The organism is Loktanella sp. DJP18 (assembly GCF_049310965.1).
In the GTDB taxonomy this organism is placed as follows: Bacteria; Pseudomonadota; Alphaproteobacteria; order Rhodobacterales; family Rhodobacteraceae; genus Loktanella.
On record NZ_JBMERN010000020.1, the window covers coordinates 33392 to 58591 of the forward strand.

28 protein-coding genes and 2 pseudogenes are annotated in these 25200 nt (G+C 64.2%); 25 read left to right on the forward strand and 5 right to left on the reverse strand.

The annotated features are described in order from the left end of the window. Positions 1-353 precede the first annotated feature (353 nt). The 7 genes and pseudogenes from ACOI1H_RS08230 to ACOI1H_RS08260 all read left to right on the forward strand — a co-directional run bounded on the left by ACOI1H_RS08230 (position 354) and on the right by ACOI1H_RS08260 (position 4625). Positions 354-818 carry a crossover junction endodeoxyribonuclease RuvC gene (locus tag ACOI1H_RS08230; RefSeq protein WP_422436611.1) on the forward strand — a complete coding sequence of 155 codons (465 nt, stop codon included), beginning with the start codon at positions 354-356 and terminating at the stop codon, positions 816-818. After that, positions 815-1015, forward strand: a complete 201-nt coding sequence (locus ACOI1H_RS08235) for a hypothetical protein (RefSeq protein WP_422436560.1) — start codon at positions 815-817, stop codon at positions 1013-1015. The genes ACOI1H_RS08230 and ACOI1H_RS08235 overlap by 4 nt, the downstream gene beginning before the upstream one ends. Beyond that, a complete protein-coding gene (locus ACOI1H_RS08240; protein ID WP_422436562.1) occupies positions 1008-1436 on the forward strand; it encodes a DUF6362 family protein in 429 nt (142 codons plus the stop codon). The genes ACOI1H_RS08235 and ACOI1H_RS08240 overlap by 8 nt, the downstream gene beginning before the upstream one ends. 417 nt (positions 1437-1853) lie before the next feature. Then, positions 1854-3107 carry a site-specific DNA-methyltransferase gene (locus ACOI1H_RS08245; RefSeq protein WP_422436612.1) on the forward strand — a complete coding sequence of 418 codons (1254 nt, stop codon included), beginning with the start codon at positions 1854-1856 and terminating at the stop codon, positions 3105-3107. Between the two features lie 3 nt (positions 3108-3110). Next, a pseudogene (locus ACOI1H_RS08250) lies at positions 3111-3620 on the forward strand (DNA cytosine methyltransferase); the annotation flags it as partial. Between the two features lie 202 nt (positions 3621-3822). Beyond that, on the forward strand, positions 3823-4308 hold the full coding sequence (locus ACOI1H_RS08255; RefSeq protein WP_422436614.1) for a hypothetical protein: 486 nt from the start codon (positions 3823-3825) through the stop codon (positions 4306-4308). Then, positions 4305-4625 (forward strand): DUF7220 family protein, encoded by a 321-nt coding sequence (locus ACOI1H_RS08260; protein ID WP_422436564.1) that lies wholly within the window; start codon positions 4305-4307, stop codon positions 4623-4625. The genes ACOI1H_RS08255 and ACOI1H_RS08260 overlap by 4 nt, the downstream gene beginning before the upstream one ends. Here ACOI1H_RS08260 and ACOI1H_RS08265 read toward each other — a convergent pair. From ACOI1H_RS08265 to ACOI1H_RS08275, 3 genes and pseudogenes are all read right to left on the reverse strand, one after another. After that, positions 4607-5122: a DUF3489 domain-containing protein gene (locus ACOI1H_RS08265; RefSeq protein WP_422436566.1), complete on the reverse strand. Its 516-nt coding sequence runs from the start codon at positions 5120-5122 to the stop codon at positions 4607-4609. The two genes, ACOI1H_RS08260 and ACOI1H_RS08265, sit on opposite strands and share 19 nt — an antisense overlap. Before the next feature lie 92 nt (positions 5123-5214). Next, positions 5215-5433, reverse strand: coding sequence for a hypothetical protein (locus tag ACOI1H_RS08270; protein WP_422436568.1), 219 nt, complete (start codon positions 5431-5433; stop codon positions 5215-5217). A gap of 5 nt (positions 5434-5438) precedes the next feature. Beyond that, a pseudogene (locus ACOI1H_RS08275) lies at positions 5439-5708 on the reverse strand (hypothetical protein). A 111-nt stretch (positions 5709-5819) separates the two neighbouring features. Here ACOI1H_RS08275 and ACOI1H_RS08280 point away from each other — a divergent pair. From ACOI1H_RS08280 to ACOI1H_RS08320, 9 genes are read left to right on the forward strand one after another with little or no spacing between them, the layout of a single operon-like run. After that, a complete protein-coding gene (locus ACOI1H_RS08280; RefSeq protein WP_422436570.1) occupies positions 5820-6380 on the forward strand; it encodes a hypothetical protein in 561 nt (186 codons plus the stop codon). After that, complete coding sequence (locus ACOI1H_RS08285) at positions 6328-8328, forward strand: phage terminase large subunit family protein (protein WP_422436572.1); 2001 nt, start codon at positions 6328-6330, stop codon at positions 8326-8328. The genes ACOI1H_RS08280 and ACOI1H_RS08285 overlap by 53 nt, the downstream gene beginning before the upstream one ends. Positions 8329-8332: 4 nt before the next feature. After that, the gene (locus ACOI1H_RS08290) at positions 8333-8548 is read left to right on the forward strand and encodes a phage head-tail joining protein (RefSeq protein WP_107718955.1); all 216 of its coding nucleotides are present in this window, start codon (positions 8333-8335) and stop codon (positions 8546-8548) included. 3 nt (positions 8549-8551) lie between these two features. Further along, on the forward strand, positions 8552-10075 hold the full coding sequence (locus ACOI1H_RS08295; RefSeq protein WP_422436574.1) for a phage portal protein: 1524 nt from the start codon (positions 8552-8554) through the stop codon (positions 10073-10075). 4 nt (positions 10076-10079) lie between these two features. Continuing rightward, positions 10080-11174: a head maturation protease, ClpP-related gene (locus ACOI1H_RS08300; RefSeq protein WP_422436576.1), complete on the forward strand. Its 1095-nt coding sequence runs from the start codon at positions 10080-10082 to the stop codon at positions 11172-11174. Between the two features lie 4 nt (positions 11175-11178). Then, positions 11179-11556 carry a head decoration protein gene (locus tag ACOI1H_RS08305; protein WP_422436578.1) on the forward strand — a complete coding sequence of 126 codons (378 nt, stop codon included), beginning with the start codon at positions 11179-11181 and terminating at the stop codon, positions 11554-11556. Between the two features lie 25 nt (positions 11557-11581). Continuing rightward, positions 11582-12595: a major capsid protein gene (locus tag ACOI1H_RS08310; RefSeq protein ID WP_422436579.1), complete on the forward strand. Its 1014-nt coding sequence runs from the start codon at positions 11582-11584 to the stop codon at positions 12593-12595. Further along, positions 12595-12906 (forward strand): head-tail joining protein, encoded by a 312-nt coding sequence (locus tag ACOI1H_RS08315; protein WP_422436581.1) that lies wholly within the window; start codon positions 12595-12597, stop codon positions 12904-12906. The genes ACOI1H_RS08310 and ACOI1H_RS08315 overlap by 1 nt, the downstream gene beginning before the upstream one ends. After that, the gene (locus tag ACOI1H_RS08320; RefSeq protein WP_422436582.1) at positions 12903-13532 is read left to right on the forward strand and encodes a DUF6441 family protein; all 630 of its coding nucleotides are present in this window, start codon (positions 12903-12905) and stop codon (positions 13530-13532) included. Before ACOI1H_RS08315 ends, ACOI1H_RS08320 begins: the two co-directional genes overlap by 4 nt. 156 nt (positions 13533-13688) lie before the next feature. Here ACOI1H_RS08320 and ACOI1H_RS08325 read toward each other — a convergent pair whose 3' ends face one another. Next, a complete protein-coding gene (locus tag ACOI1H_RS08325) occupies positions 13689-14495 on the reverse strand; it encodes a class I SAM-dependent methyltransferase (protein ID WP_422436583.1) in 807 nt (268 codons plus the stop codon). Positions 14496-14731: 236 nt separating this feature from the next. Between ACOI1H_RS08325 and ACOI1H_RS08330 the strand changes: the two genes are divergently transcribed. Beyond that, positions 14732-15151 (forward strand): acyl-CoA transferase, encoded by a 420-nt coding sequence (locus ACOI1H_RS08330; RefSeq protein WP_422436584.1) that lies wholly within the window; start codon positions 14732-14734, stop codon positions 15149-15151. On the opposite strand, the gene ACOI1H_RS08335 is transcribed toward ACOI1H_RS08330, so the two are convergent. Next, positions 15124-15510 (reverse strand): bactofilin family protein, encoded by a 387-nt coding sequence (locus tag ACOI1H_RS08335; protein WP_422436586.1) that lies wholly within the window; start codon positions 15508-15510, stop codon positions 15124-15126. The genes ACOI1H_RS08330 and ACOI1H_RS08335 overlap by 28 nt on opposite strands. A gap of 68 nt (positions 15511-15578) precedes the next feature. On the opposite strand from ACOI1H_RS08335, the gene ACOI1H_RS08340 reads away from it, so the two are divergent. The 8 genes from ACOI1H_RS08340 to ACOI1H_RS08375 all read left to right on the forward strand — a co-directional run bounded on the left by ACOI1H_RS08340 (position 15579) and on the right by ACOI1H_RS08375 (position 25197). After that, positions 15579-16517 carry a phage tail tube protein gene (locus ACOI1H_RS08340; RefSeq protein ID WP_422436587.1) on the forward strand — a complete coding sequence of 313 codons (939 nt, stop codon included), beginning with the start codon at positions 15579-15581 and terminating at the stop codon, positions 16515-16517. After that, the gene (locus tag ACOI1H_RS08345) at positions 16517-16954 is read left to right on the forward strand and encodes a hypothetical protein (RefSeq protein WP_422436589.1); all 438 of its coding nucleotides are present in this window, start codon (positions 16517-16519) and stop codon (positions 16952-16954) included. Before ACOI1H_RS08340 ends, ACOI1H_RS08345 begins: the two co-directional genes overlap by 1 nt. Before the next feature lie 68 nt (positions 16955-17022). Beyond that, positions 17023-17193: a DUF7697 family protein gene (locus ACOI1H_RS08350; protein WP_422436591.1), complete on the forward strand. Its 171-nt coding sequence runs from the start codon at positions 17023-17025 to the stop codon at positions 17191-17193. Further along, on the forward strand, positions 17174-19624 hold the full coding sequence (locus ACOI1H_RS08355; protein ID WP_422436592.1) for a phage tail tape measure C-terminal domain-containing protein: 2451 nt from the start codon (positions 17174-17176) through the stop codon (positions 19622-19624). Before ACOI1H_RS08350 ends, ACOI1H_RS08355 begins: the two co-directional genes overlap by 20 nt. A gap of 11 nt (positions 19625-19635) precedes the next feature. After that, positions 19636-20238 (forward strand): DUF2460 domain-containing protein, encoded by a 603-nt coding sequence (locus ACOI1H_RS08360; protein ID WP_422436594.1) that lies wholly within the window; start codon positions 19636-19638, stop codon positions 20236-20238. Beyond that, positions 20235-21290 (forward strand): DUF2163 domain-containing protein, encoded by a 1056-nt coding sequence (locus tag ACOI1H_RS08365; protein ID WP_422436596.1) that lies wholly within the window; start codon positions 20235-20237, stop codon positions 21288-21290. The genes ACOI1H_RS08360 and ACOI1H_RS08365 overlap by 4 nt, the downstream gene beginning before the upstream one ends. Continuing rightward, entirely contained in the window at positions 21280-21732 is a 453-nt protein-coding gene (locus ACOI1H_RS08370; RefSeq protein WP_422436597.1) for a C40 family peptidase, read from the forward strand. The genes ACOI1H_RS08365 and ACOI1H_RS08370 overlap by 11 nt, the downstream gene beginning before the upstream one ends. A gap of 6 nt (positions 21733-21738) precedes the next feature. Beyond that, positions 21739-25197, forward strand: a complete 3459-nt coding sequence (locus ACOI1H_RS08375) for a phage tail protein (RefSeq protein WP_422436598.1) — start codon at positions 21739-21741, stop codon at positions 25195-25197. Positions 25198-25200: the final 3 nt, after the last annotated feature.

Consider the following 25200-nt stretch of genomic DNA (forward strand, 5'->3'; position numbering starts at 1 on the left):
AAGTGTTAGGTCCCTAACTCATACCCGAAGACTTCATGAAGTCTTATTTCTGAATGAAATCAGCACCTTGTCTCTCTCGGAACAGTTAGGTGTCAAACCCCCATACTACGTATGGGGAGGCCAACCCGCAGGTTTGGCCCCTTTCCCCATCCGTATGGGATATCCGCGCGCTCCCCCCTGAGGGCGGATCAGTCGGACGACGATGGCCCGTACCGCCAAGCACAACGCCACCGTCGCCCTCCACCAAAAACGAATCCCCCCTTACTCAACGGAGACCCATCATGGCGTTGACGACTCTGACTCTGACCGAGCCCCAGGCAAAGCCCCCATTGTCGGGCGCATCCTCCCGGCTCATGGCAACCCTCGCGCTTGATCTCGGCACAGCAACCGGTTGGGCGCTGCGCGATCACACCGGGTTGATCACCAGCGGCACAGCCAGCTTCCGGCCCGGCCGCTTCGACGGTGGCGGCATGCGCTACCTGCGCTTCACCAACTGGCTGACTGAAATCGATCGGCTGTCGGGCCCGGTGGAGACGATCTGGTTCGAGGAGGTCCGGCGCCATGCCGGCACCGACGCGGCCCATGTCTATGGAGGCCTGATGGCGACCCTGACCGCATGGGCCGAGCTGCGCGGCGTGCCTTATCAGGGCGTGCCTGTGGGCACGATCAAACGCCACGCCACCGGCAAGGGCAATGCACCGAAGCAGGCGATGATCGACGCGGCCCGAGCCCGCGGGTTCAGCCCTGCGGACGACAACGAGGCCGATGCCATCGCGATCCTGCTCTGGGCAATCGAGACCGGCGGAGGTGTGGCATGAGGTTTTACCCCAAAGGCTATGGCGGCCAGCGCCGGGATCCCGATCAAGTCAAGCGGGAGGGTTGGAAGGAACAGGGCGTGCTGGCTGTTGCCGTCGATGACCATCGTCTGACCTGGCCTGAGCGGGAGCTCATTCGCCAGATCGGCGAGAAACTCTATGGCAAGCGGCCCGAAGGTCTGGAGGTGCGCAATGGCTGATTGGACCCCAAGCATCGTCGAAGCCCGGCTGGCCGAGGCCGCATGGGTTCTCAAGCGCATGCCCGAGCCGCGCCTGTCGGGGTATTTCAGCACCTGGCCCGAGTTCGTCTACAGCTTCGCGGACAAGGTCGAACAGGAACCCAAGCCCATGCGGGTGCTGCCCTCGCCGCAGGCAATCAGCCGGATGGAGGAGACGCTGACCTGGACCGCCTGCCTCGAGCCCATCGACGGCAAGATCGTTTGGCTGCGCGCCTATGGAACGCGTTGGAAAGAAGTTTGCTGGACCGTCGGGCTGCAGCGATCCGCGGCCAACCAGCACTGGCTCTATGGGCTGTCTGTCATCTCGCTGCGCCTCAACAACCGTCGGTTCAGCCGCAACCTATCGAAGCAGGCCGTGATCAAGCTTGCGGGAGCGGTGTAGAGGATCGCGCTGGATAGGAAAGTGTCCGCCGGACACTTTTCGAAGGGACATAAACCGGCTCCTGAGGGTATGAATTGGATATACTCGGGAGAGGCGCGCGCGGGACGGCCCGCGCCGCTGGACCCCGGGGTCCAACCAAGGGTCCATCTGGGGTCCAGGCGTCTAACCCACTGACTTTACGGGTCCTTCCTGCACATAAACGTATACGGGGGGGCGCAGCGCGCAATATCGCCAGCGACAGGGCCGGTTTTTTGGGAAGCCACCCTGGCGGGCATCCACAAGCGATCTTCTGAAAACCACAACAAAACAAACTCTTGGACCCGGACACCCCGGCGGCCGCTGGACCCTTTGCGGAGTCCAGGCTGGCGGCCGGTGTCCGGAGTCCAGGGGTTCACCCCATTGAGGCGAACCGACATCATGACGCTGAGCTTTGCCCCGGACGCGATCGAGACCTGGCCGCTGGCCAAGCTCCAGCCCTACGCGAAAAACGCAAAGGCGCACGGGGCGAATCAGGTCGCGAAGATCGCCGCCAGCATGGCCGAATTCGGCTGGACCGTTCCCTGTCTGGTTGCCGACGACGGCGAGTTGATCGCGGGCCATGGCCGGGTGCTGGCCGCAACGCAACTCGGGCTGACCGATGCACCGGTGATCGTGCTCGGGCATCTGACCGAGGCGCAGCGCCGGGCTTACCGGATCGCGGACAACAAGCTGACGGAACTCGGGACATGGGACGAGACGCTGCTGTCGGCCGAGCTCAACGACCTGCTGGCCGAGGATTACGACCTGTCGCTCATTGGCTTCGATGACGCTGAACTCGAGGCGTTGTTGGCCGGAGATGTCGATCCTGAAACCGCATCCCGCGAGGGCGAGGACGATGTTCCGGAGACTCCTGAAACCCCGATCAGCCGTCCCGGCGATCTATGGGTGCTTGGCAAGCATCGACTGCTCTGCGGTGACGCCACCGTGGCCACCGATATCGAGCGGATGCTGGGTGATGTGAAGCCGCTCCTGATGGTGACCGATCCGCCCTATGGCGTCGAATACGATCCCGGCTGGCGAAACAAGGCAGGTGCCGCTGCGACCAAGCGGACCGGAAAGGTGCTGAACGATGACCGCGCTGACTGGCGCGAGGCCTGGGCGCTATTCCCAGGCGACGTCGCCTACGTCTGGCATGGAGCACTGCATGCGACCACCGTCGCCGACAGCCTGACTGCCTCAGGCTTCAACATCCGATCCCAGATCATCTGGGCCAAGGACCGCCTGGTGCTGAGCCGCGGCGACTACCACTGGCAGCACGAACCATGCCTTTATGCCGTGAAAAAAACCGGCAAGGGCCATTGGGCGGGTGATCGCAAACAGACGACGCTCTGGCAGATCGCAAACAAGGATCAGGATGCCGAAACCGTCCACGGGACCCAGAAGCCCGTGGAATGCATGCGCCGCCCGATCCTGAACAATTCCAGCCCCGGACAGGCCGTTTACGAGCCCTTCATGGGGTCCGGCACCACTTTGATCGCGGCCGAAACGACAGGTCGCGTCTGCTACGGGATCGAACTCAATCCGGCTTACGTCGATGTCGCCGTGGAGCGGTGGCAACAGTTCACGGGAAAGGACGCCGTTCTCTCTGGCTCCGATGAGACGTTCAACGAAATCAAGATCAAAGACGATTGAGGCATGCATGACCTGGCTCTATTTTCCTCCGGGCGCACTTCCGGAACCGAAGACGCTTGCCTATTCGGCCTCTCTCTGTGTTCCGGAGCTGGCGGCATCGACCTCGGGCTCACTATCGCCATCCCCGGATATCGAACTGTGGGCCATGTCGAACGGGAAACCTTCGCCGCAGCCACTCTCGTGGCGCGGATGGAAGACGCGTCCCTGGATTGCGCGCCTGTCTGGGACGACGTTGGAACCTTCGACGGCCGCCCGTGGCGCGGCGCGGTGGACATCGTCACTGCGGGCTATCCGTGCCAGCCGTTCTCGGTTGCAGGCAAACGACAGGGCGCGAATGACCCGCGCCATCTCTGGCCCCATGTTGCCCGGATCATCAACGAGGTCGAGCCGCCCTTCGTCTTCCTCGAGAATGTTGGCCATCATCTCCGCCTCGGCTTCCCCGAAGTCGCCACAGGGCTGGTCGGCATGGGCTACAAGCTTGCGGCAGGCCTCTTTACGGCGGCGGAAGTCGGAGCGCCGCACAAACGCGAGCGGCTGTTCATACTCGCCATCCGCGAGGGGGACGACCTGGCCGACCCCGCGCGCCTGCTCTGGAACTCGGTCGAGTGGCGGCAACCGGACCGAGATGTTGCGGCTATGGCCGACGCCCCGCGCCAGCGCCAACGAGAACCGGCAGACCAAACCGACGCCCTCGCAGGAAGCGGGCAAGCATGGGATGAACCTCGCGACGACTGCTGCGCTCTGGCCGACACCGCAGACCGACAGCTTTCGGAGCCGTGGCGGCGACCGGAAGCACGAGAAGGGTCTGGGCAGTATGGCGCGGGACTGGCCGACGCCGATGGCGAACGACGGGTGCAAGCCGAGCGCGGGCAATCGCAAGACGGCCGATCTGACCCATGCCAGCCGCATGTGGATGACGCCGACGGCGCGGGATCACAAGGATGGCGCGACGACATTGGCGAACACACCGGTGAACGGCCTGCTTGGCCGCCAGGTCCTGGTGACGCCGATGGCTGGGAACGATACCTCCGATGTGCGCCGGACCTTGAACCCGCTGTTCGTCGAGGCTCTGATGGGCTGGCCCACCGGGTGGACCGGCTTCGCCTCTGTGGCAACGGCGTGGTCCCCCTGGTTGCGGCGCATGCGCTGCGAACTCTCGCAGCTGAACTTCTGGCCGATGGATGAAGGGGTGCCAGTATGAAGCAGTCGCGCCTCATGTCGCTGGTGGAGTCCGTCGCCAATGTGATCGTGGGCTACGGCGTCGCGGTCGTCACGCAGATCTTGATCTTCCCCATCTTCGGGCTGCACACGACGCTGGCGCAGAACCTGAAAATGGGCGCGGTGTTCACAGTGGTGAGCATAGCGCGGTCCTATGTGCTGCGGCGGCTATTCGAGGCAATCCGGGTCAAAACGACGAAGCCGCCGCCCATGAGGAGCGGCGACTCTGCTCGGCGGCGGCTTCCCTACCGCCGGGATTTCAGCGGCGCAGCAGGGCGGGATCAGTCTTCGATCCGATAGACGCGCCCACGTTCCTCTGTCTTTTCTGAGGTGACCTCGAGCCCGAGCTTCTTCTTCAGCGCGCCGGACATGGCACCACGAATCGTATGTGACTGCCATCCGGTTGCGACCATGATTTCCTCGATGGTCGCGCCGCCCTCAGCGCGGAGCATCTCGATTAGCTTTGCCTGTTTGGTCCCATTTCGACGCTGGACGGGTTCCCTTGCGCTATCGGTGCGGGCATTGTCGTTGGGTTCGTCGGTGATCCCGAGGGCGCTGTAAGCCAGCGACGTGGAACGCAGGGTTATCGGCCCGCGCTTTTCGTCGTGCCGCCAGACCGTGTTCAGGTCCGTGGCTGCAATCCCCTCGATGAGCCCCTTCTTCAGGAGGCTCTTGCAGACATTGCCAACAGCGCCGCCCTTGAGGCTGGCGGTGACGGGGAACACTGCCCCGTCTTCCCGCGCGCAGGCGGCGGACAGGATGATGGCTTGTGGGTCGGATAGCTGGATCTGGGTCATTGGTTGTCTCCGGTGTTCGGGCAACGCGGGATGCGGCCCCTTCTACCGGCTGAAGCCCGCAATTGCGGGCCTGCGGGCTGACCGTGCCCAATTCAGATCAGGTCGAGGTCTTTCAGGCAGGTTGCCGCATCGATCAGCTGGCTGGTCGGAACCTTGATGGTGATGGTCATGCTGTCAGCGTAGGCGCGGACATAAACGCCGCCGTCGTCCATCAGGGCGCTTTCGATTTCGTCGAGGACAGTGGTGATGCGGCTTGGGTCGAAATGATCGGGCAGCTTACGGATGGCAATCCGGATGGTGCTGGTTTCCATGGTGCTTACTCCGCGTGCTCGCCTTCGCTGAAGGCGCTGTCGGTGATGCGCTTCAGAAGGCTGGCGTAATCCTCAAGGGTGCCGACCATCGCTCAGCCCGCCTCGTCAGGGGCGCAGTTGAAATGGTCGTCGCTGAGGGCCTGCAGGCGGGCGAGCCTCTCGTCGATCTCGGCCTTCTTGCCAATAAAGGCGTTGAGTGCTGCTTTCTTGTTCCGCGCGGCCTTCTCGGCGCGCAGTTGGTGGCGGGGCGTTGTCTGCGGGTTCAGGCGGGTCATCGTGGCGGCTCCATGGTGAGTTGCATCGTTTTCGTGGAACCACGTTCGCTCTGGTGCGGAGGCTTATCAACACTATAAGCACATGATTTTGAATGATAATCGGAGCGCGCAATGGAGGGTCTGAGCGAGCGCCAGTATGCCGCCCGCGTCGGCCTTTCACGTGGTGCAATCCAGAAGGCCAAAGCGACAGGGCGGCTGGTTCTGTACGGCGATGGCAGCATTGACGCGGTGGCCAGCGATGCCTTGCGCGCCGAAGCGACCGATCCGTCGAAGACCCGGAAAGCGCCGCAGCCTAAACTCAAGCCTGTCCCGGAGGCGGCAGTGTCCGCAGTCGGCGAGACGCTCCGCGAACAGGGGTTAGCGGCGCCACAAATCGGCAGCGGCACCACGTTCCTGCAGGCCAAGACCGCGAACGAAGTGCTAAAGGCGCAGGAGCGCCGCCTCCGGTTACAAAAGCTGAAATGCGAGTTGATCGACCGGGCGCGTGCGCTGTCGCTGGTCTTCCGGTTGGCGCGGCAGGAACGCGACGTCTGGGTGAACTGGCCCGCCCGCGCGGCGGCGCTGATGGCGGCCGATCTGGGTGTGGAGTCCGCCGCAATGCAGAAGGTTCTGGAGAAACATGTCCGTGCCCAACTCGACGATCTTGCCGAGGTCAAACCCGATCTCCGGTGATGCCGACGATATGCCGGATTTCGACGGCGCGGCAGAGATCCTGCGTGCCTGGGGCGCGGGCCTCACGCCCGATCCGGACCTGACCGTGTCGGAATGGGCGGACAGGCACCGGATGCTTTCGGGTCGCGCATCGGCCGAACCGGGAAGGTATCGCACGGCGCGCACGCCCTACATGGGCGAAATCATGGACCGGCTGTCGCCCAGCGATCCGACGCAGCGGATCGTGTTCATGAAGGCGGCGCAGGTTGGCGCGACCGAGGCAGGCAACAACTGGATCGGCTTTGCAATCCACCAGGCGCCGGGGCCAATGCTCGCGGTCCAGCCGACGGTGGAATTGGCGAAACGAAACTCGCGCCAGCGGATCGACCCGCTGATCGATGAAAGCCCGGAACTGCGCGAGCGGGTCAAACCGGCGCGCTCGCGCGACGCGGGTAACACCATGCTGTCGAAGGAATTCGCGGGCGGCATCCTGATCATGACGGGGGCGAACTCGGCCGTGGGTCTGCGCTCGACTCCGGCGCGCTACATCTTCCTCGACGAGGTCGATGCCTATCCGGCCTCCGCTGACGACGAAGGCGATCCGGTCACGCTGGCCGAGGCCCGCTCGCTGACTTTTGCCCACCGGCGCAAGGTCTTTCTGGTCTCGACGCCGACGATCCGGGGGTTGTCGCGCATTGAGCGGGAGTTTGAAGCTTCCGATCAGCGGCGGTTCTTTGTGCCATGCCCGCACTGCGGTCAGGAACAGTGGCTGAAGTTCGAGCGACTGCGCTGGCAGAAGGGTCGTCCGGAAACGGCGAAGTATCACTGCGAGGGCTGTGAGACACCCATCGCTGAGCATCATAAGACGGCAATGCTGGAAGCGGGCGAATGGCGTGCGACGGCCGTTGCCGCCGATCCGACTACGGCAGGGTATCACCTCTCGGCCCTCTATTCGCCGATCGGCTGGCTGAGCTGGGAGCGGATCGTACGGGCATGGGACGCGGCCCAAGGGTCGGACGAGGCGATCAAGGCATTCCGCAATACGATCCTCGGAGAGACATGGGTCGAAACTGGCGAAGCACCGGACTGGCAGCGCTTGGCGGACCAGCGCGAGACTTGGGAAGGAGGCACTGTTCCAGAGCGGGGTTTGTTCCTGACCGCCGGGGCGGACGTTCAAAAGGATCGCATCGAGGTCGATGTCTGGGCCTGGGGCCGCGGGCTGGAGAGTTGGCTGATCGATCACCTGGTTATCGAGGGCGGACCCGGCGACCCGGCGTGCTGGCAGCAGCTGACCAATTTGCTCGGGCAGACATGGGAGCATGCTTCCGGTCAAAACATGACATTGGCACGACTTGCCATCGACACGGGCTACGAGACGAGTGCCGTGTATGCTTGGTCGCGACAGGTCGGCTTCGCGCAGGTGGCCCCGGTCAAAGGCGTCGAGGGATTCAACCGCTCGAGCCCGGTCACTGGACCGACGTATGTGGACGCGACCATCGCAGGCAAACGGCTGCGGCGCGGGGCACGGCTTTGGACGGTCGCCACGTCGACCTTCAAGACCGAGACCTACCGTTTCCTGCGGCAGGACCGCCCGACGCGGGAGGAAATCGAGGCTGGGCATCTTTGCCCGCCCGGAACCATCCATCTGCCAAACTGGGCGGACGGCGAGTGGTTGAAGCAATTCACGGCCGAACAACTGATCACGGTGCGCACCAAGCGCGGCTTCGCCCGGCTCGAATGGCAGAAGCTGCGCGAACGCAATGAAGCTCTGGATTGTCGCGTCTATGCCCGGGCAGCCGCTTGGATATTGGGCGCTGACCGTTGGTCCGATGCGCGGTGGACTGATCTGGAAGCACAGGTCGGGATCACGGCGGAGGACATGGCTGAGGACGGTGCGGGAAACACCACGCCCGCTTCTCGGCGCGCGGGACCACAGCGGCGAACCGTACGCTCAAGCTACATGAGGTGAATTGATGTCTACGATTGCCGAGCTCCGTGCCCGCCGCGAGGCGTTGGCCGTTCAACGCTCCTCTGGCGTGGCGCGTGTCAGTTACGACGGAAAGACGGTGGACTATCGCAGCGTCGCGGAAATCGACCGGGCCATCGAGGCGCTCGACCGCGAGATCGCGGCTGCAGAGGGACGGCGGATCGTTCGGCAGGTGCGTGTAACAACGACGAAGGGTCTTTGATCCATGGGCCTGTTTGATCGTTTTCGCCGCCCATCCTCGGGCGGCCCGGCAGCCGTGTCTGCGCGCCTCGAAGGCGCAATGGCCAAACGACGGCTTCGCGGCTGGAACCCGCCGCTGGAAAACATCAATTCGCTGGTCGCCTCGGGCGGCCCGCGTCTCTTGGCACGGTCGCGGGAACTGGTTGTGACCAACGGCTATGCCGCCAACGCCTGCGAGGCGTTTGCGTCGAACATGGTCGGCGATGGGATCAAGCCGTCGTCGCTGATCGCAGATGCGGCGTTGCGTGACAGTGTTCAGCAGCTCTGGCTCGCATGGACCGACGAGGCCGATGCCGACGGGTTGACCGATTTCTACGGCCTGCAGGCCATGGTGGCGCGGGAAATGTTTGTTGCGGGCGAATGCTTCGTGCGTCTGCGGCCCCGCCGCGCCGAGGACAGCCTGCTTGTACCGCTGCAACTACAGCTGCTGCAGTCAGAAATGCTGCCCTTCGAGAAGACCGAGACCGCGGCAAATGGCAATCGCATCCGCTGCGGTATCGAGTTTGACGGCATCGGCCGCCGGGTGGCCTATCACTTCCGTCGTCGCCATCCGGGCGACACCACCGATCAGGGGGCGGTGATCCCGGAGACGGTTCGCGTGCCAGCCGAAGATGTTCTGCACATCTACCGCCCCATTGATGCGGGCCAGATCCGCGGCCTGCCGCATGTGGCACCCGCGATGGTGCGGCTTTTTCTGCTGGACCAGTACGACGACGCTGAACTGGACCGGAAGAAGACGGCGGCGATGTTCGCTGGGTTCATCACCAAGACCGCGCCTGAAGACCCGATGATGGGCGAGTCCGAAGCCGATCTCGATGGGGCGGCCATCGCCAGCCTCGAGCCGGGCACGATGCAGGTGCTGCTGCCGGGCGAGGATGTGAAGTTTTCCAGTCCTGCAGATGTTGGGGGCGGCTATGAGGCGTTTCAATATCGGACGCTCTTGTCGGTCTCGGCCTCACTGGGGCTGCCGTATCACCTTGTAACCGGGGATGTGCGTCAGGCGAACTATTCGAGCCTGCGGGCAGAGCTGGTCGAGTTCCGGCGACGCATCGGCCAGCTGCAGCATGGGGTGATGGCGCACCAGCTGTGTCGGCCGATCTGGCGGCGCTGGCTTGAGACGGCTGTGTTGTCGGGGGCGCTGGATATCGGCAATCCCGCCGTCGCGCGACCGGTGCAATGGATCCCGCCGCGCTGGGACTGGGTCGACCCGCTGAAGGACATCCAGGCGCAGGTCGTCGCCATGGAAGCGGGCATCACCTCGCGCCGGAAGGTGGTCGAGGCCACCGGCTACGATGTCGAGGAAGTGGACCGCGAAAATGCGGCAGATGCCAGGCGTGTCGCCGATCTGGGGCTGAGCTACCGCACCAGCCCCGGCGAGACACAGGGCGCGCGGGCGACGCCCGCCGCGCGGCCTGATCCGGGAGATGGCAAAGGCGAAGACACAGGCGACGGATCCGCCTCCACCGATCCCGCCACCGAACAGGAGTGACGATATGACAAGCTGGTATGCGATCCGCGCCCGGGGAACAGGTGCGGAAGTGGCGATCTATGACGAGATCGGTGCCTATGGGGTCTCGGCGAAGGGGTTCCTTGCCGAACTCGGCGCACTGCCCGACGGGACACCGGTCGATCTGCGGCTGAATAGCCCAGGTGGGTCAGTCTTCGATGCGGTGGCGATTTACAATGCGCTGAAGCGGCACGCGGGCACGGTCACGGTCTGGATCGACGGTATTGCCGCCTCGGCCGCGTCCTATGTCGCGATGGCGGGCGACGAGATTGTCATGCCGGAAAATGCGTTCCTGATGATCCACGACCCGTCGGGGTTGGCACTGGGCACGGCGGGCGACATGCGCGCAATGGCCGAAGCGCTGGACAAGATCGCGGGCAGCCTTGTCCGAGGATATGCCGCCAAATCCGGCAAGCCCGACGATGAGATCGCTGCGCTGATGGCGGCTGAAACCTGGTTCGATGCGGCCGATGCGGTGGCGGCGGGCTTGGCGGACCGGCTGGCGGACCCTGTCAGGATGGCCGCACGGTTCGACATCGGCCGGTTCCGCAATGCGCCACCCGACCTCGTCGAGGCAGTGGAAGCTACTGGCCAGGAGGGTGTTCCGACCGAGGCAGAGGGCGTTCCGGCCGAAGGCAATCCAGAGACAGGCATCAACATGCACCAAGAAATCGACAGTATTCTGGACGGCGATGTCGAACCTGCCGACGGCACTGGAGAGGCGTACAGCGACGAAGCGCTTGTTGAGTCCGAGGGGCAAGTTGAGGTTGACGACATGCCCAAGCCTTCGGATCCAGCCCCGGCTCCGGATGGCGCACCGCCCGATCCCACCGCGATCCGTGCCGAAGCAATCACCCATGCCCGCGCTATCGTCGATCTTTGCCACCTCGCAGGCAAGTCACAGATGGCCGGGCGCTTCCTCGAACAGGACGCCGGTCTCGACGACGTCCGCATGGCCCTTCTGGCGGCAAAAGCCGAGGCCGAACCCGAGATCGCCGCCCATCACCCGCAACCCGGCCGGACCACGACGGCCCGCCCATGGGGCGAGATCGTCGCCCGTACCTTCAAGCTGAAAGGATAACCACGTGACCACGCTCACCGAGACCACCCATCCCGGAGGCTTCCTCGTCTGGGAAGCCTTCCGCGACTACACCCGCGAAACCATCACCGTCGCCACAGGAACAGCGTTTGCCACGCTCGATCCGGGCACCGTGCTGGGCAAGATCACCGCGTCTGGCAAATACACCGCCCATGATCCCGCCGCTGTCGACGGTACTGAAACCGCCGTGGCGGTGCTCTGGGGCAAGGCCGACGCCACAGGTGGCGATGTGCCAGCCGTTGCGCTGGTTCGCGGTCCCGCCGTCGTCAATCGCCACGATCTCGTTTTTGCGGGAACCCCTAGCGAGGGCGAGATCACGGCTGCCCATACCGCGCTGCTGGCGACCGGCATCCTCGTCCGCTGATCAAACCCTCAAAGGAGGCATTCCCATGACCACCATGGATATCTTCGAAGGCGATGCCTTCACCATCATCGAACTCACTCGTGCGCTGGAAAACATCCCCTTCAAGCCCGCGATCCTGTCGGGCGCCAGCCTGTTCTCGCCGCGCGGCGTGCGCGCGCGCACCGTCGTGATCGAGAGCCGGGACGGCACGCTGTCGCTGATCCCGTTCTCCGAACGCGGCTCGGCGGCCGAACAACAGGTGCCAGAGCGCCGCGACATGCGCGCCTTTGTCTGCCGCCAGTTCAAGAAGCAGGACGTGCTCTGGGCGTCTGAAATTCAGGGCATCCGCGACTTCGGCTCGGAAAGTGCGACCCAGCAGGTGCAAAGCGAGGTCGCCCGAAAGCTTGGCCGTCTGCGCCAGGATGCGGAGGCGACGTTCGAATATCACCTGCTGAACGGCATTCAGGGCATCGTGAAGGATCCCAAGGACAGCGCTACGGTGATCAACTACTTCACCGAGTTCGGCATCACGCCCGCCACCGAGATCGACTTCGATCTCGACAACGCGACCCCTGGCTCCGGGGCGCTGCGCAAACGCTGCCAGGCGCTGATCGAAAGCGTCGAGGACAGCATGGGCGGGCTCGCGGCCGGGGCTGTGCAGGTCCGCGCGGAATGTGGCTCAACTTTCTTCGCCGATCTCATCGCCCATAAGGAGGTGCGCGAGACCTATCTCAACACTGCCGCTGCCGCCGATCTGCGCGGCCGGGTCGCCGACGAGGTCAGCTTCGGCGGTATCAGCTTCCGTCGCTATCGAGGTGGGGCGGGCTTCGGCGTGCCTACCGACAAGGCCTTCTTCTACCCCGAAGGGGTGGAGGGGTTGTTCGAGATCTACCACGCACCCGCCGATACGTTCGAGACGGTCAACACGCTCGGTTTGCCGCTTTATGCGCGCACCATCCCTGACCGGGATCGCGACGAATGGGTGCGGCTCGAGATCGAGAGCAATCCGCTGCCGATCTGCACTCGCCCACAAGTGCTGCGTAGCGCCCGGCGGACGTGATGTCTGTCTTCGACGCCGCCGTCGACTTGCTGTTCGCCGACCCGAACATCGGGCGAGAGGCGGTCTACACCTCCGATGGCGGCGCGCCCACGCTGGTGCGCGTCGTCTCGCGGCAGGCGGATGCAATCAGCGACTTCGGCGACGCACGGCTTTGGTCGGAAACGACCCGGATCGACCTGCGTGTCGCTGAGGTTCCGGCCCCGCGCCCCGGAGACCGCATCGAGATCGACGGCGAGGCGTTCCTCATTCAGGGCGAGCCCGTCCGTGATCGCGAGCGGCTGGTCTGGACCGTGGACCTGAGGCCCGCGTGAAACTGAAACTCGACATCGATCCCGACATCGTCGCCATGATGGCAGCGGAGGTCGCGCCGGGCGAACGGGCGGTGACAGCGGCCATGCGCGAGGCCGGGAGCGGGCTCAAGACTGCCTGGCGCACACAGATTAATGGCGCGGGGCTTGGGCGACGGCTTGCCAACTCGATCCGCAACCAGAATTTCCCGCGATCGGGCGAAAGCCTCGATGCCGCCGCGCTGGTCTGGTCCAAAGCCCCGGTCATTATCGGCGCGCACGACACCGGTCCCCTTATCCGCTCGAAAGACGGCTTCTGGCTTGCGATCCCGCTGCCCGCCGCAGGTAAATCCACGCGCGGTGGCCGGATCACCCCCGGTGAATGGGAACGGCGGCGCGGGCTACGCCTGCGCTTCGTCTACCGCCGTACGGGTCCGAGCCTGCTTGTGGCGGAGGGGCGACTGAACACGAAGGGCCAAGCGGTGGTGTCCCGCTCGAAGACCGGGCGTGGAAAGGTCACCGCGCCGATTTTCCTGCTGGTGCCGCAGGTCAAGTTGCCGAAGCGGCTTGACCTCGCGCGGGATGCAGCGAGGGCGCTCGATAGTGTGCCGGGGCTGATCGTGGCGAAATGGGTGGAGGGGAGGCTGTGATCAATGTTGCCGCTGATCGGCGTTCGAAGATATTGCCATAAAAGAGGCGAACGGCTTGCTGCGGACATTCGTCGACGGCGCAGCGAACGGTGGCAGTGAACCCATCCTACTGAGCTTTTGCAGCGGGGCCCATGTCGGCTCTATGAGTTTGCCCCCTCAGTTTGCTGTCCCTGAGAAGACAACGCTTGGCATCGGGATTTTGTAAGTTCCATCTGACAGATATTTGGCGGCCAATGCGTCTATCTCCAGACGGATTGAAGTTTGAACATCTGGGTCTTGTCTTTCCAAGATCAGCGGGACACGGACACCAAACTTCATGAAAAAATCGAAAAAACTTGAGCCCGGGGCATGAAGAACGTTCTCGACGACCTCGCTTCGTAAGTCCATAAAACCTGCCTCTCGCATCATCGCCGAGACATCGTCAAAATTCGACAATAGGTAAGCGTTGGGTGCCGGATCAGCACGTGACATATCGGCATGGCGATTAAGAACGCTAAACAAAAGCTCATAACACTCAGATCGATCCGGCCCGAGCCATTGGCTGAACACAAAACGACCGCCCGGTTTTAAAACCCTGCGTGTTTCGCACATTGCGCGTGTTGGATTGACGACATGGAAAAGGACAATGTTGCTGAGGACAACGTCGAAAGTTTGATCCCCCCACGGCAAATCCTCTACATCAGCAACATGGAACCCGATGTCGGGAAATTGTGCCTTAGCCTCCCGGATCATGCCGTCCGAGAAATCCACGCCCTCAACGTCCGTTCCAAGCAGTTTCGCACAAGCCGCAACATATCCGGGACCACATCCACAATCCAGAACCCGCGCACCCGGAAAAAGCCGTGCGTGGCCAAGCAGCGTCGGAATGGTTTGGAGCGTCGCCCTCGCTGTCGCGTCCTTGTATATTTGGGCGCGTGACGTCCAGCCATCTCGCTCGCCCTCTTTGAATGATGAATAGTTCATCTGTGTCCCTCGCAGGCGGGAATTGAAACAGAATGAAACGGTTATGGCGATTTTATCGGAAGCAGACCCTGCAAATAATTGAAGAAACGGCAGCTTTGTCCGCACCTGTAACGTTCGTGCAGACTGCAGCGAACGGCCGGTACAGTGCCACACCGTTGAAATCTACAAGGGTTTATCAGGTCGGCATTGAAGCCAGAACCAAGTCCCTAGCCTCACGAGATCACCGGAAAAGTTGAATGCCCACCTCCCGCGAAACCATCCTCACCGCGCTGCACACCTTATTGCATGCGCTGCCCGCCACCGCCTTGCGCGGCGAGGTGCTGCCCGAGCGCGTCCCGACCGATGGCCTGCTGATCCTGCGTGACGGCGAGCCGGGGGAGCCCGAGGTGACGCTCTCGCCGCTACGCTACCACTACCAGCATCGCGCCGAAATCGAGGCAGTCGTGCAGGGCGCTGACCGTGACGCCGCCTTCGGCACGCTCTGCGCCAGCATCGGCTTAGCGATTGCCGCTGACCGCACGCTGGGCGGTCTCTGCGACTGGATTGAGGCGGAAGCGCCCCGTCCAGTTGATCTGCCCATCGAGGGTGCTGCGGCGCTCAAGGCGGCCGTCATTCCGGTGGTGCTGCACTATTCCACGGCCGATTCCTTGGCCTGATCAACCGGCTTTGCGTCTTTGGAATAGGGTCGGAACCTGAACGTCCCCTCAACCTGCGCGCCGCTCTCGATGCTCAGGCTCTCATAGGTGATTTCGCCGGTCACCCGCGCGCTTGTATGCAACCTGACCTTGCCACCCGTGACCTGGCCGTTGAAACGCCCCTTTATGTCGATGCTGGCTGCATGGACTTCGCCTTCGACTTCGCCTGCCTCCTCGATGACGATCGCGGACGCTTCCACACGCCCCTTTACGTAACCGGGCAATTCGACAGTGCCGGGAAAATACAGCTCGCCCGTGATGCGCGAGCCTGAGCCGAGATGCGAGCGGCCACCGGCCTCAGAGTAGTTTTGATCCGCCATTCAATCTCGTCCTTTTGAGTTCTGGCCCATCCCGGGCTCATCCGCTTCAATATACAGGAGAATCCTTCATGGCACGAGCCCAAGGGGCGCGGGCGCAGATGGCGCTTGCGTTCGAGACGACTTATGGAACGCCGCCCGTGGGCGGCTTCACGAAGATGCCCTTCGCCAGCACCTCGCTCGGCGCGGAGCAACCGCTGCTGAACTCGGAACTTCTGGGCTATGGCCGCGATCCGCTGGCGCCGATCAAGGACGCGGTGACGGCGGACGGCGATGTCGTCTTGCCGCTCGACGCCGAGGCATTCGGGTTCTGGCTGAAGGCGGCTTTTGGTGACCCGACCACGACCGGCACCGGCCCCTGGACGCACGAGTTTCAGTCGGGGTCCTGGACGCTGCCCAGCATGTCCATCGAGACCGGCATGCCCGAGGTGCCGCGCTACGCGATGTATTCCGGATGCGTTCTCGACCAGATCAACTGGCAGATGCAGCGTTCAGGTCTGCTGACCGCGACGGCGCGGCTGGTGGCGCAGGGCGAGACCGTGGGCACGACGACCAGCGCCGGGACGCCAGCTGCTCTTGAATTGCAGCGGTTTGGCCATTTCAACGGCGCGATCACCCGCAACGGGTCGGCCCTCGGCAATGTTGTCTCGGCCGACATCATCTACGCCAACAATCTCGACCGCATCGAGACCATCCGCTCGGACGGCCGCATCGACGGCGCGGACCCGTCCATTGCGGCTCTGACCGGCTCCATCGAGGTGCGCTTCGCCGACCAGACGCTGGTGACGCAGGCGATCAACGGCGATCCCTGCGAGTTGGAGTTCGCCTATGTGCTGCCCTCTGGCGAGAGCTTCACCTTCACCGTGCACGCCGTTTACCTACCGCGCCCCCGGATCGAGATCTCCGGGCCGCAGGGCGTGCAGGCCACCTTCGACTGGCAGGCCGCGCGCGACAGCACGGTCGGCCGGATGTGCACCGCCACCCTGATCAACGACATTGAGGTATACTGATGCTGACGCTCGATCTGACGAACCAGCCGCGCTGGCATGATCTCGCACCCGGGGTGCGTGTGCAGCTGCGCCCTCTGACCACGGCGCTGATGGTGGCGACGCGCAGCGATCCCGGCGTGGAGACGGTTCCTGAGGATGCTTCCGACGAGGAACGCGGCGTTGCCTTTGCCAAGGCGCTGGCGCGGCGTGCGGTGCTCGCTTGGGAGGGCATTGGCGACGCAGTTGGCAACCCCATCGACCCCAGTCCCGACGCTGTCGACGCGCTTCTCGACATCTGGCCGATCTTCGAAGCCTTCCAGCTGACCTACGTTTCCAAAGGTCTGCTGCTGGAACAGGAAAAAAACGTCTCCGCGCTCTCGCTGAATGGTCCTTCGGCGGGGGCGAGCGATACTGCCAAGCCTGTTCGCAAAGCTGCCAGGACTGTCCGGCGCGGCTGAACCGACCCGCCACCCTTGAAGGCTGGCAGGTCTGGGACCTGGTCGGCCGTCTCGGCGGCCAGCTCCGCGTGCTGCCCGGTGCGGTGATCGGCTGGGATATGTCGGCCGCGCTCGCCCTCGGGGACGCGCTCGGCATCCCGCCCCTGGCCATGGCCGAACTGCTGCCCGCCGTTGAGGCGGTGATGGTCACAAAACTCAACGAACAGATGGATCATTCCCATGGCCGAGAAACGGGTTAGCGTCCGCCTTGCGGCGGTCGGCGGACGGCAAGTGCGCGCCGAACTGGAAGGTGTCGGCGAAGCCGGTGCGCGCGGCTTCGGGCGGCTTAGCCGGGAAATGGAAGCGGCCAACACCCGGCTTGCGGCATTCTCGCGGCGTGTCGCGGTCGCTGCCGCAGCAGCCGTTGTCGCCGCCGCTGCTGCAGGCGTCGCCATGGTCCGCTCGGGCCTGCAGACCGTCGATGCGCAGGCGAAGCTCGCGCAGTCGCTCGGCACAACGGTCGCCTCGATCCAGACGCTGGAGCGGGCGGGTGAACTCGCGGGCGTCTCGATCTCCGGCATCGAACAGGCGACCAAGGATCTGACGCGACGGCTCAGCCAGGCGGCCGCCGGGACCGGTCCTGCCGCCGACGCGCTGGATCGGCTGGGGCTCTCGGCCAATGAGCTGATCGCGCTGCCGCTGGACCAGCGCGTGGGTGCGATCAACGCCGCCATCGAAAGCTTCGTGCCTGCCGCAGAACGCGCGGCAGTGGCGGGCCAGCTGTTCGGCGAGGAAGGCTCCATCGCCATGAGCCGGATCGACACCGCGACGCTGCGCCAGGCGACCGAGGATGTTCTCGCCTTCGGTGTCGTCGTGTCGGAGCAGGATGCCGATCAGATCGAGCGGACGAACGACGCGATCTCCCGGCTGGGGCTGATCTGGCGCGGGCTGTCGAACCAGCTCGCGGTCGCCGCGGCTCCGGCGCTGGAAGCCGTCGCCAACGCGATGGCGGCGGTGGCCAGCCGCACCGGCCCACTCGGCATCGCGATCCGCGGCCTCTTCGACAACATCGGCCGTCTGACCACTTATGCTGCCACCTTCGCGGCCTTACTCGCGGGACGCTGGGTGGCGGGCATGGCCGCCGCCGCGCTCTCGGTGCGTGGCCTCGCCACGGCACTGGTCCTCTTGCGCGGGGCGCTGATCCGCACCGGCATCGGCGCGCTGATCGTTGGCGCGGGCGAACTCGTCTACCAGTTCACCCGCCTTGTGGAGCGCGTCGGTGGGCTTGGCGAGGCGTTTCGACTGCTGTCGGATCTGGCCTCCGAAGTCTGGGGCCGCATGGGCCTCGCGCTCGACGCGGCCCTGGCTCGCATGGCAGCAGGGTGGGAGGGGTTGAAGGCCACGGCGCTGACTGCGCTCGATGGCGCCCTCACCGGCGTCGTCAGCTTCGGCGATCGTTCGGTGGCGATCTTTCAGGGTGCGTTCGATGCGATGAAGGCGATCTGGGGGCGTCTCCCCGGCGCCATCGGCGACTTCGCCTTCCAGGCGGCAAACGGTCTGATCGGCGGCGTCGAGGCGATGCTGAACGGCGTCGTTACACGCATCAACGGCTTCATCACAACGCTGAATGGCGCTCTGGACCTGCTTCCCGAATGGGCGATCGGGACAGGCGGCGTACGGATCGGTACGCTCGATCCGGTCGCCCTCGGCCGGGTCGACAACCCGTTCGCTGGCGCGGCCGAGGCGGCGGGATCTGCGGCGGCCGATGCGTTTTCCGCGGCCCTGGCACGCAGCTATGTCGATGCGCCTGACCTTGGTCTCGGTGCGGCAGCCGAGGATGCCCGCGCCCGGGCCGACGGTTACCGCGAGGCGGAGCGCATGCTGAGCGACGCCGCCACCCGGCCGCTGGCAGCCTGGGATGCGCTGAAAGCCGTAGCGACGGATACCGGCACGGCCAGCGAAGACGCACTCACCGGAGCCACCGAGGCTGCTGGCGCGCTCGACGCTGCGCTTTCAGACACCGCTACAAAAGCAGAGGGCGCCGGTGCTGCTGCCCGCGAAGCCGGCGCTGCCGCAAAGGCCGCAGCGGAAGAAGCTGCGACCGGCTGGCGCGCCGTCACCGAGGCGCTCGCGAGTTATGCCCGCGATGCCATGGAACAGGGCAAGCAGATTGGCAGCGCCTTGGTGAATGCCTTCAAGGCGGCTGAGGACGCCTTTGTGGCGTTTGTCACCACCGGCAAGCTCGACTTCAAGAGCCTGGCCAATTCGATCCTCGCCGATGTCACGCGCATTGCAATCCGGCAGGCCATCCTCGGGCCCTTGGCAAATGCCATGTCAGGGGTCTTTGGCGGTGGCACCGGCGTTTTGGCGGGGGTGTTTCACCAGGGTGGCATTGTGGGCCAGCCCTCGCCAATGCGCGCGGTGCCCGCATTGGCCTTCGCCGGCGCGCCCCGCATGCATACCGGCGGCTGGGCCGGGCTGCGGCCCGACGAGGTCCCCGCCATCTTGCAGCGCGGCGAGCGCGTCTTGTCGCGCCGCGAGGTCGCGGCAGGGGCAGGGGCAGGTCAAGGGCGGGGCGTGCAGGTCGTCATGAACATCACCACACCGGACGCCAACTCCTTCCGGCTGTCGCAAGGCCAGATCATGGCAGATGCCCGGCGCGCGCTCGGCCGCGCATCGCGTAACAGCTGAGCGGGGACAATATGAACGGGTTCCATGAGGTCCGCTTTCCCGATGCCATCGCCCGCGGGGCGACCGGCGGGCCGGGATATGACACCACCATCCTCACCACCGTTGCAGGCTATGAGCGCCGCAATGCCAATTGGCAGCAAGCGCGCGGGCGTTGGGACGTCGGGACCGGCATCAAGCGGCGCGCGGATTTTGAGGCGCTGATCGCATTCTTCCGGGCGCGGCAGGGCAGGGCCTACGGGTTTCGGTTCAAGGACTGGACCGACTTTGCCACCCCGGCAGTGATCCTCGGCACCGGAAACGGCACACAGAAGGCCTTTCAGCTGGTGAAGCGCTACGCCTCGGGCGGCGTCGAGGTGCTGCGCACCCTCACCAAGCCGGTGGCGGGCACGGTCAATATCTTTCGCGACGGAGTGCTGGTCACCAGCGGGGTAACTGTGGACACCGCGACCGGGATAGCGAGCTTCGCGATGGCACCGGGAGCGGCGGTCGTGGTCTCCGCCGCTTTTGAGTTCGACGTGCCAGTGCGCTTTGACACCGATCAGATGTCGTTCAGCCTGGACAACTACGAGCACGGTGCCTGGCCGCAGATCGCAATCGTGGAGATCAAGCCATGAAGGAAGTGTCCACCGCGCTCGCGACGCATCTGGCCGGGCCTGTCACCACGTTGGCCACCTGCTGGTCAATCACCCGCCGCGACGGTGCTAGGTTTCGGTTCACCGATCATGACCGCGATATCACCTTTGACGGTGAGGTCTATCTTGCGCGCTTTGGCTACGCGCGCACGGCGGTCACGTCGGATGCGCAGCTTGCGGTCGACAATCTCGACGTCGACGGGTTTTTCGATGATGAGGCCATCACCGAGGCAGACATGCGTGCCGGGCTGTTCGACTATGCCGAGGTGCGGCTGTTCCTGGTAAATTGGGCCGATCCGGCCATGGGCGCGCTCAGATTGCGGCGCGGCTGGTTGGGCGAGCTGATGATCACCGAGAACGGCATGTTCCGCTCGGAGCTGCGCGGGCTCACACAAGCCCTGCAGCAAGAGATCGGCGAGCTCTATTCGGCAGAATGCCGTGCCGATCTGGGCGATCCGCGTTGCAAAGTGCCGGTGCTTCCAACGGTAATCTTGCGCGCCACCGCCTACGCGGTCGGTGCGATGATGCGGGTGCCGCTCTACGCCAGCCCCTGGCCTTATGGTGCGGTGGTCTTTCGTTGCACTGGCGCAGGCACAACGGAGGCGGCGCAACCGGCCTATGACGCGACCATCGGGGCCGGCACTCTGGACGGCACAGCGACCTTTGTGGCTGAAGCAGCGCTGACGCGGCCCGGCGAGGTGCTGACGGTCAGTGCCCGCACCGTGTTCATCGCCACTGTCGGCGGTGCTGATGTGGCGGCCGACTGGTTTGCAGGCGGGGTCCTGACCTGGGTGAACGGGCCAAACGCTGGCCGCGCAATCGAGGTCAAGACCTGGAACAGCGAGACCGGTCAGTTCGAGCTCTATCTGCCGGTTGGCTATGCGATTGAGGCGGGCCATGTCTTTAGGGTGGCACCAGGCTGCGACAAGCGATTGGCGACCTGCAAGACCAAGTTCGCCAATGTCCTGAACTTCCGCGGCGAGCCCTTTGTGCCCGGCGTGGACTCGATCCTGAGCTATCCCGATGCAAGCTGAGCCCGCGCTGCCGCCCGGATTGACCCGCGCCGCCGTGATTGCAGAGGCGCGCCGCCATCTCGGCACGCCCTTTCGCCATCAGGGACGCACGCCAGATGGCCTCGACTGCGTGGGCCTGCTCATCGCGATCGCCCGGGCCCTCAATTTGCCCCATGAGGATATCACAGGCTACACGCGCCGCGCAGAGGGCATGGGGTTTCTGGAGCATTTCCGGGCACATCTCACCGAGATCCCTCTCTCGGAAGCAGGCCCCGCCGATGTCCTGATCTTCGTCGAAACGATCTATCCGTGCCACACCGGGCTTCTGTCGCAGCGCCACGACGTGGCCCATCTCATCCACGCCCATGCCCCGCGCCGCTGCGTCATCGAAGAACCCTATCTCGGCGAATGGCCCGCCAAGGCCCGCTTCGCCTTCCGCTTTGCGCAGTTGATCAAGGAGTAAACCCTCATGGCGGTTCTTGCGGTTGCAGGTCTGGGCGCTTGGGGTTCGGCGGCGCTCGGCTTTGGCTGGCAAGCGGGCTGGCTTCTCGGCTCTACGGTCGGATCGCTCCTGTTCAACAAGGTGCCCGATCAGGAGGGACCGCGTCTGGCGGACCTGTCGGTCACCTCATCGGCTTACGGCGCGCCGGTTCCGATCGGCTGGGGCACCCTGCGCATGTCCGGCAACATCATCTGGTCCTCCGGCATCCGCGAGCAAAAGACCACCGAACGTCAAGGCAAGGGTGGTGGGGCCAAGGTTACCACCTATACCTACTTTGCCTCCTTCGGCATTGCCTTCGCCGAGGGTGACGCCGAGGATGTGCTGCGCCTCTGGGCAGACGGGAAGCTGATCTATGACAAGCGCGGCACCGGCACGCGCGTGGCAAAATCAAGCTTCAAGATGCGGTTTTATCCGGGCTCGGACACGCAACTGCCCGATCCGCTGATCGAGTCTGTCGAGGGCGCTGGCAACGTGCCGGCGCATCGCGGGCTTTGCTACATCGTCTTTGAAGACCTGGCGCTGGAGGATTTTGGAAACCGGATCCCGAACATCACCGCCGAGATCACCTTCCGCAGCAGCGCGCAAAAACCCGCACAGGTGCTGGACTTTATCACCACCGGCGAGGGGGGCGTTATCGGCGGCTACCAGTCGGATGAGTTCGGCGTCGATTGGAGGCGTGGGCTTGGATATCTGTTGTCCTCGAATAGCGATCCGGCCGTCGCCGGCATTCGGCGCTTCAATCTGCGCACCATGATCGAGGATCGTCAGGCGCGCATGGCCGATGTCGCGGCTGCGCCCAATACCTTTCCCAGCACCTTGTTCGTAGGCGCGGACAGCTCCCTTTATATGACAGTCGGCACGGGCAATTCGCGTGCCATCATTCGCGTGGATCCGGACAGTCTGCGCGAGGTCTCGCGCTTCGGGTTCAGCGCCAGCGCGTTGACAAACAGCACGAGCAATTTCGTAGCCGTCACAAAAATGGCCATGATCACGGCTTTTGGTACCAGCGGCCGCGCGGACTTTCTGCTGACGGGGTCGATCTTTAGCGACGTTGGCGTCCTGAAGGCCGATGGGATGACCTATGTCTGGGGTGCCGGGAGCAAAGTGACCGAAGCGCGCGTTGCAGGCCTCGTCGGTGGCCAGTCAGGCAGCGGCTTTGGCGAGGGCTGGGTTCTTGGCTCGGCATCAAGTGCGTCCGCAAATCACAATAGCCTCGGACTTTACCGCATCCGCGTGACGCCCGCGGCGTTCTTCACGGGCGTCGCTTTTGACAAGGTCAAAGCGTTTGCGGCAGCCGAGATTGAAAGCACTGCCACCGGGTTTTACGGGGACGCAAAAGCGCTGACCTATGATCTGACCGATGACAGCGTCATTTTCCAGGTGCGCATGTCGAACGGCGGCAGCGCCGGCAATATCTATGCGATCAAGTGGCGCTCGGGCACCGGCATCGTCCGGAAGACCATCACGCCGATCAGTCTCAACAGGGACGGCCCAGCGTTCAATACAAGCCGGCTGCGTAACGGGCGCTGGACCGTCATGGCTGGGTTCAGGATTATCCAGCTCGACACCGGTACAGGCGTCTTGGTCTACGACGAGACCTGGCCATTCTTCGTCAGCAATAATTTCCAGCACTACGACTCTGTCACGGACTCGATCATCTCCTCCAGCGCCAGCCCCCCAGCAGTGCTGCGCATGTTCTTGAACCGCGGCGGCGGCGAGGGGGCGACACTTGCCAGTATCGTGGGCGCGCTTTGTGAGCGGGCGGGCCTTGGTCTTGCTGACACCGACGTTGCAGAGCTGACCGACGTGGTACCAGGCTATGTGATCGCACGACCCTCAACCGTGCGGGCGTCGATGGAGCCGCTCGCGCAGGCCTTTTTTTTCGACGGCGTAGAAAGCGACGATCAGCTCAAATTCCGCAAACGTGGCCGGGCGCCCGCGGTGACCTTGAACGCGGGTCTTCTGATCCCGCTTTCTGGCGATGCTGCAGAGGCCTGGCGTGAGAGCCGCACGCAGGAGGTGGAACTGCCAGAGCGGGTCAATGTGATCCATATGGATCCGGATGCGGACTACCAGCAAGGTGCCCAGATGCAAAAGCGCGCGGCAAAGCCCGTGCCCACCATGCTGTCGCGCAATCAGCAATCGGTCGAGCTGCCCATGGTCATCAAAGCCGATACGGCAAAGAGCATTGCGGCAAAGGCGCTATATGGGGCCTGGATCGAGCGCAGCCGGCATGAGGCACGGCTGCCCAGCGATTATCTGCGCCTCGATCCCACCGATGTGGTCGACATCACGTTACCAAGCGGCACCAGCTTGCGCACGCGGATCGAGCGGATCGACATTGGCGCGGATTTCAGCCTCTCGATGCGGTCCGTTTCGCAAGAGGCGGCAAGCTATACCGCCGATCTCATCGCCGATGGTGGCAGTGGTCGCCCGTCGCAGGTTCTGGCTGGCGATCCGCAGACGCGCCTGATCCTGCCGGACCTGCCGTTGCTGCGCGATGTCGACGATACCGCCGCCACTGGCTCGCGCATCTATGTCATGGGAGGCGGTTTCGGAGGAGAAAACTGGCCGGGGGCGGCCGTGTTCCGCAGCCCGGATAACCTGCTCTGGACCACCGCCAGCCGCATCGGCCGCGAGATCGCCTATGGTGCCACGATCAGTGCGTTGGGAGCGCCCGCCTCAGCCTTTGCGACCGACGAGGTCAACGAATTGCAGGTGTTCATGACCACTGGGGCGGAACGCCTGGAAAGTGTCACGCAGGAGGCCATGCTGAACGGCGCGAACGCAGCCCTTTTGCTAAAGGCCAATGGCGAGCCCGAGATCATCCAGTTCCGCAACGTCACACCTGTTGCCACCGGCGGGTTTACACTGCGCGGCCTGCTGCGCGGTCGCCGTGGCACGGACATTTTTACCGCCGGCCATGGGGTCGGTCAGACCTTTGTCCTGCTTGAGGCGGCAGCTTTGGACTCGATCATCGTGGCGCTCGGCGATCTGGGCATCACGCGTTACTGGCGGGCAGTGGGATCCGGGCAGCTCTTTGATGATGCGGAGACGATCACGCGGACAAACACTGGACGGGATTTGAAGCCCTATGCGGTGGCACAGCCGCGCAGCGTGCTGTCAGGCGCGGACATCGTGCTGTCCTGGGTGCGGCGCACCCGGCTTGGCGGGGACTTGCGCGATGGTACCGGGACGGTGCCATTGTCAGAAGCATCTGAGGCCTATGAAGTGGATATTCTAGATCAGCCGGGCGGCACAGTCCTACGCATGCTGTCGACAACCAGCCCGACCGTCACTTATGCGAGCGCTGCGATCACGGCCGATTTTGGCACAATGCCCGCCCAGCTCTCGGTGGTCATCTTCCAGGTGAGCGCGGTTATCGGGCGGGGTTTTCCGCGCGAGGTCACGCTTACCATTCTATAAGGA

What these genes read in the sequence shown, in the direction of transcription:
- ACOI1H_RS08230 (WP_422436611.1), top strand. Translation starts at nt 354, where the DNA reads ATGGCAACCCTCGCGCTTGATCTCGGCACAGCAACCGGTTGGGCGCTG.
- ACOI1H_RS08235 (WP_422436560.1), top strand. Translation starts at nt 815, where the DNA reads ATGAGGTTTTACCCCAAAGGCTATGGCGGCCAGCGCCGGGATCCCGAT.
- ACOI1H_RS08240 (WP_422436562.1), top strand. Translation starts at nt 1,008, where the DNA reads ATGGCTGATTGGACCCCAAGCATCGTCGAAGCCCGGCTGGCCGAGGCC.
- ACOI1H_RS08245 (WP_422436612.1), top strand. Translation starts at nt 1,854, where the DNA reads ATGACGCTGAGCTTTGCCCCGGACGCGATCGAGACCTGGCCGCTGGCC.
- ACOI1H_RS08255 (WP_422436614.1), top strand. Translation starts at nt 3,823, where the DNA reads ATGAACCTCGCGACGACTGCTGCGCTCTGGCCGACACCGCAGACCGAC.
- ACOI1H_RS08260 (WP_422436564.1), top strand. Translation starts at nt 4,305, where the DNA reads ATGAAGCAGTCGCGCCTCATGTCGCTGGTGGAGTCCGTCGCCAATGTG.
- ACOI1H_RS08265 (WP_422436566.1), bottom strand. Translation starts at nt 5,122, where the DNA reads ATGACCCAGATCCAGCTATCCGACCCACAAGCCATCATCCTGTCCGCC.
- ACOI1H_RS08270 (WP_422436568.1), bottom strand. Translation starts at nt 5,433, where the DNA reads ATGGAAACCAGCACCATCCGGATTGCCATCCGTAAGCTGCCCGATCAT.
- ACOI1H_RS08280 (WP_422436570.1), top strand. Translation starts at nt 5,820, where the DNA reads ATGGAGGGTCTGAGCGAGCGCCAGTATGCCGCCCGCGTCGGCCTTTCA.
- ACOI1H_RS08285 (WP_422436572.1), top strand. Translation starts at nt 6,328, where the DNA reads ATGTCCGTGCCCAACTCGACGATCTTGCCGAGGTCAAACCCGATCTCC.
- ACOI1H_RS08290 (WP_107718955.1), top strand. Translation starts at nt 8,333, where the DNA reads ATGTCTACGATTGCCGAGCTCCGTGCCCGCCGCGAGGCGTTGGCCGTT.
- ACOI1H_RS08295 (WP_422436574.1), top strand. Translation starts at nt 8,552, where the DNA reads ATGGGCCTGTTTGATCGTTTTCGCCGCCCATCCTCGGGCGGCCCGGCA.
- ACOI1H_RS08300 (WP_422436576.1), top strand. Translation starts at nt 10,080, where the DNA reads ATGACAAGCTGGTATGCGATCCGCGCCCGGGGAACAGGTGCGGAAGTG.
- ACOI1H_RS08310 (WP_422436579.1), top strand. Translation starts at nt 11,582, where the DNA reads ATGACCACCATGGATATCTTCGAAGGCGATGCCTTCACCATCATCGAA.
- ACOI1H_RS08315 (WP_422436581.1), top strand. Translation starts at nt 12,595, where the DNA reads ATGTCTGTCTTCGACGCCGCCGTCGACTTGCTGTTCGCCGACCCGAAC.
- ACOI1H_RS08325 (WP_422436583.1), bottom strand. Translation starts at nt 14,495, where the DNA reads ATGAACTATTCATCATTCAAAGAGGGCGAGCGAGATGGCTGGACGTCA.
- ACOI1H_RS08330 (WP_422436584.1), top strand. Translation starts at nt 14,732, where the DNA reads ATGCCCACCTCCCGCGAAACCATCCTCACCGCGCTGCACACCTTATTG.
- ACOI1H_RS08335 (WP_422436586.1), bottom strand. Translation starts at nt 15,510, where the DNA reads ATGGCGGATCAAAACTACTCTGAGGCCGGTGGCCGCTCGCATCTCGGC.
- ACOI1H_RS08340 (WP_422436587.1), top strand. Translation starts at nt 15,579, where the DNA reads ATGGCACGAGCCCAAGGGGCGCGGGCGCAGATGGCGCTTGCGTTCGAG.
- ACOI1H_RS08345 (WP_422436589.1), top strand. Translation starts at nt 16,517, where the DNA reads ATGCTGACGCTCGATCTGACGAACCAGCCGCGCTGGCATGATCTCGCA.
- ACOI1H_RS08355 (WP_422436592.1), top strand. Translation starts at nt 17,174, where the DNA reads ATGGCCGAGAAACGGGTTAGCGTCCGCCTTGCGGCGGTCGGCGGACGG.
- ACOI1H_RS08360 (WP_422436594.1), top strand. Translation starts at nt 19,636, where the DNA reads ATGAACGGGTTCCATGAGGTCCGCTTTCCCGATGCCATCGCCCGCGGG.
- ACOI1H_RS08365 (WP_422436596.1), top strand. Translation starts at nt 20,235, where the DNA reads ATGAAGGAAGTGTCCACCGCGCTCGCGACGCATCTGGCCGGGCCTGTC.
- ACOI1H_RS08370 (WP_422436597.1), top strand. Translation starts at nt 21,280, where the DNA reads ATGCAAGCTGAGCCCGCGCTGCCGCCCGGATTGACCCGCGCCGCCGTG.
- ACOI1H_RS08375 (WP_422436598.1), top strand. Translation starts at nt 21,739, where the DNA reads ATGGCGGTTCTTGCGGTTGCAGGTCTGGGCGCTTGGGGTTCGGCGGCG.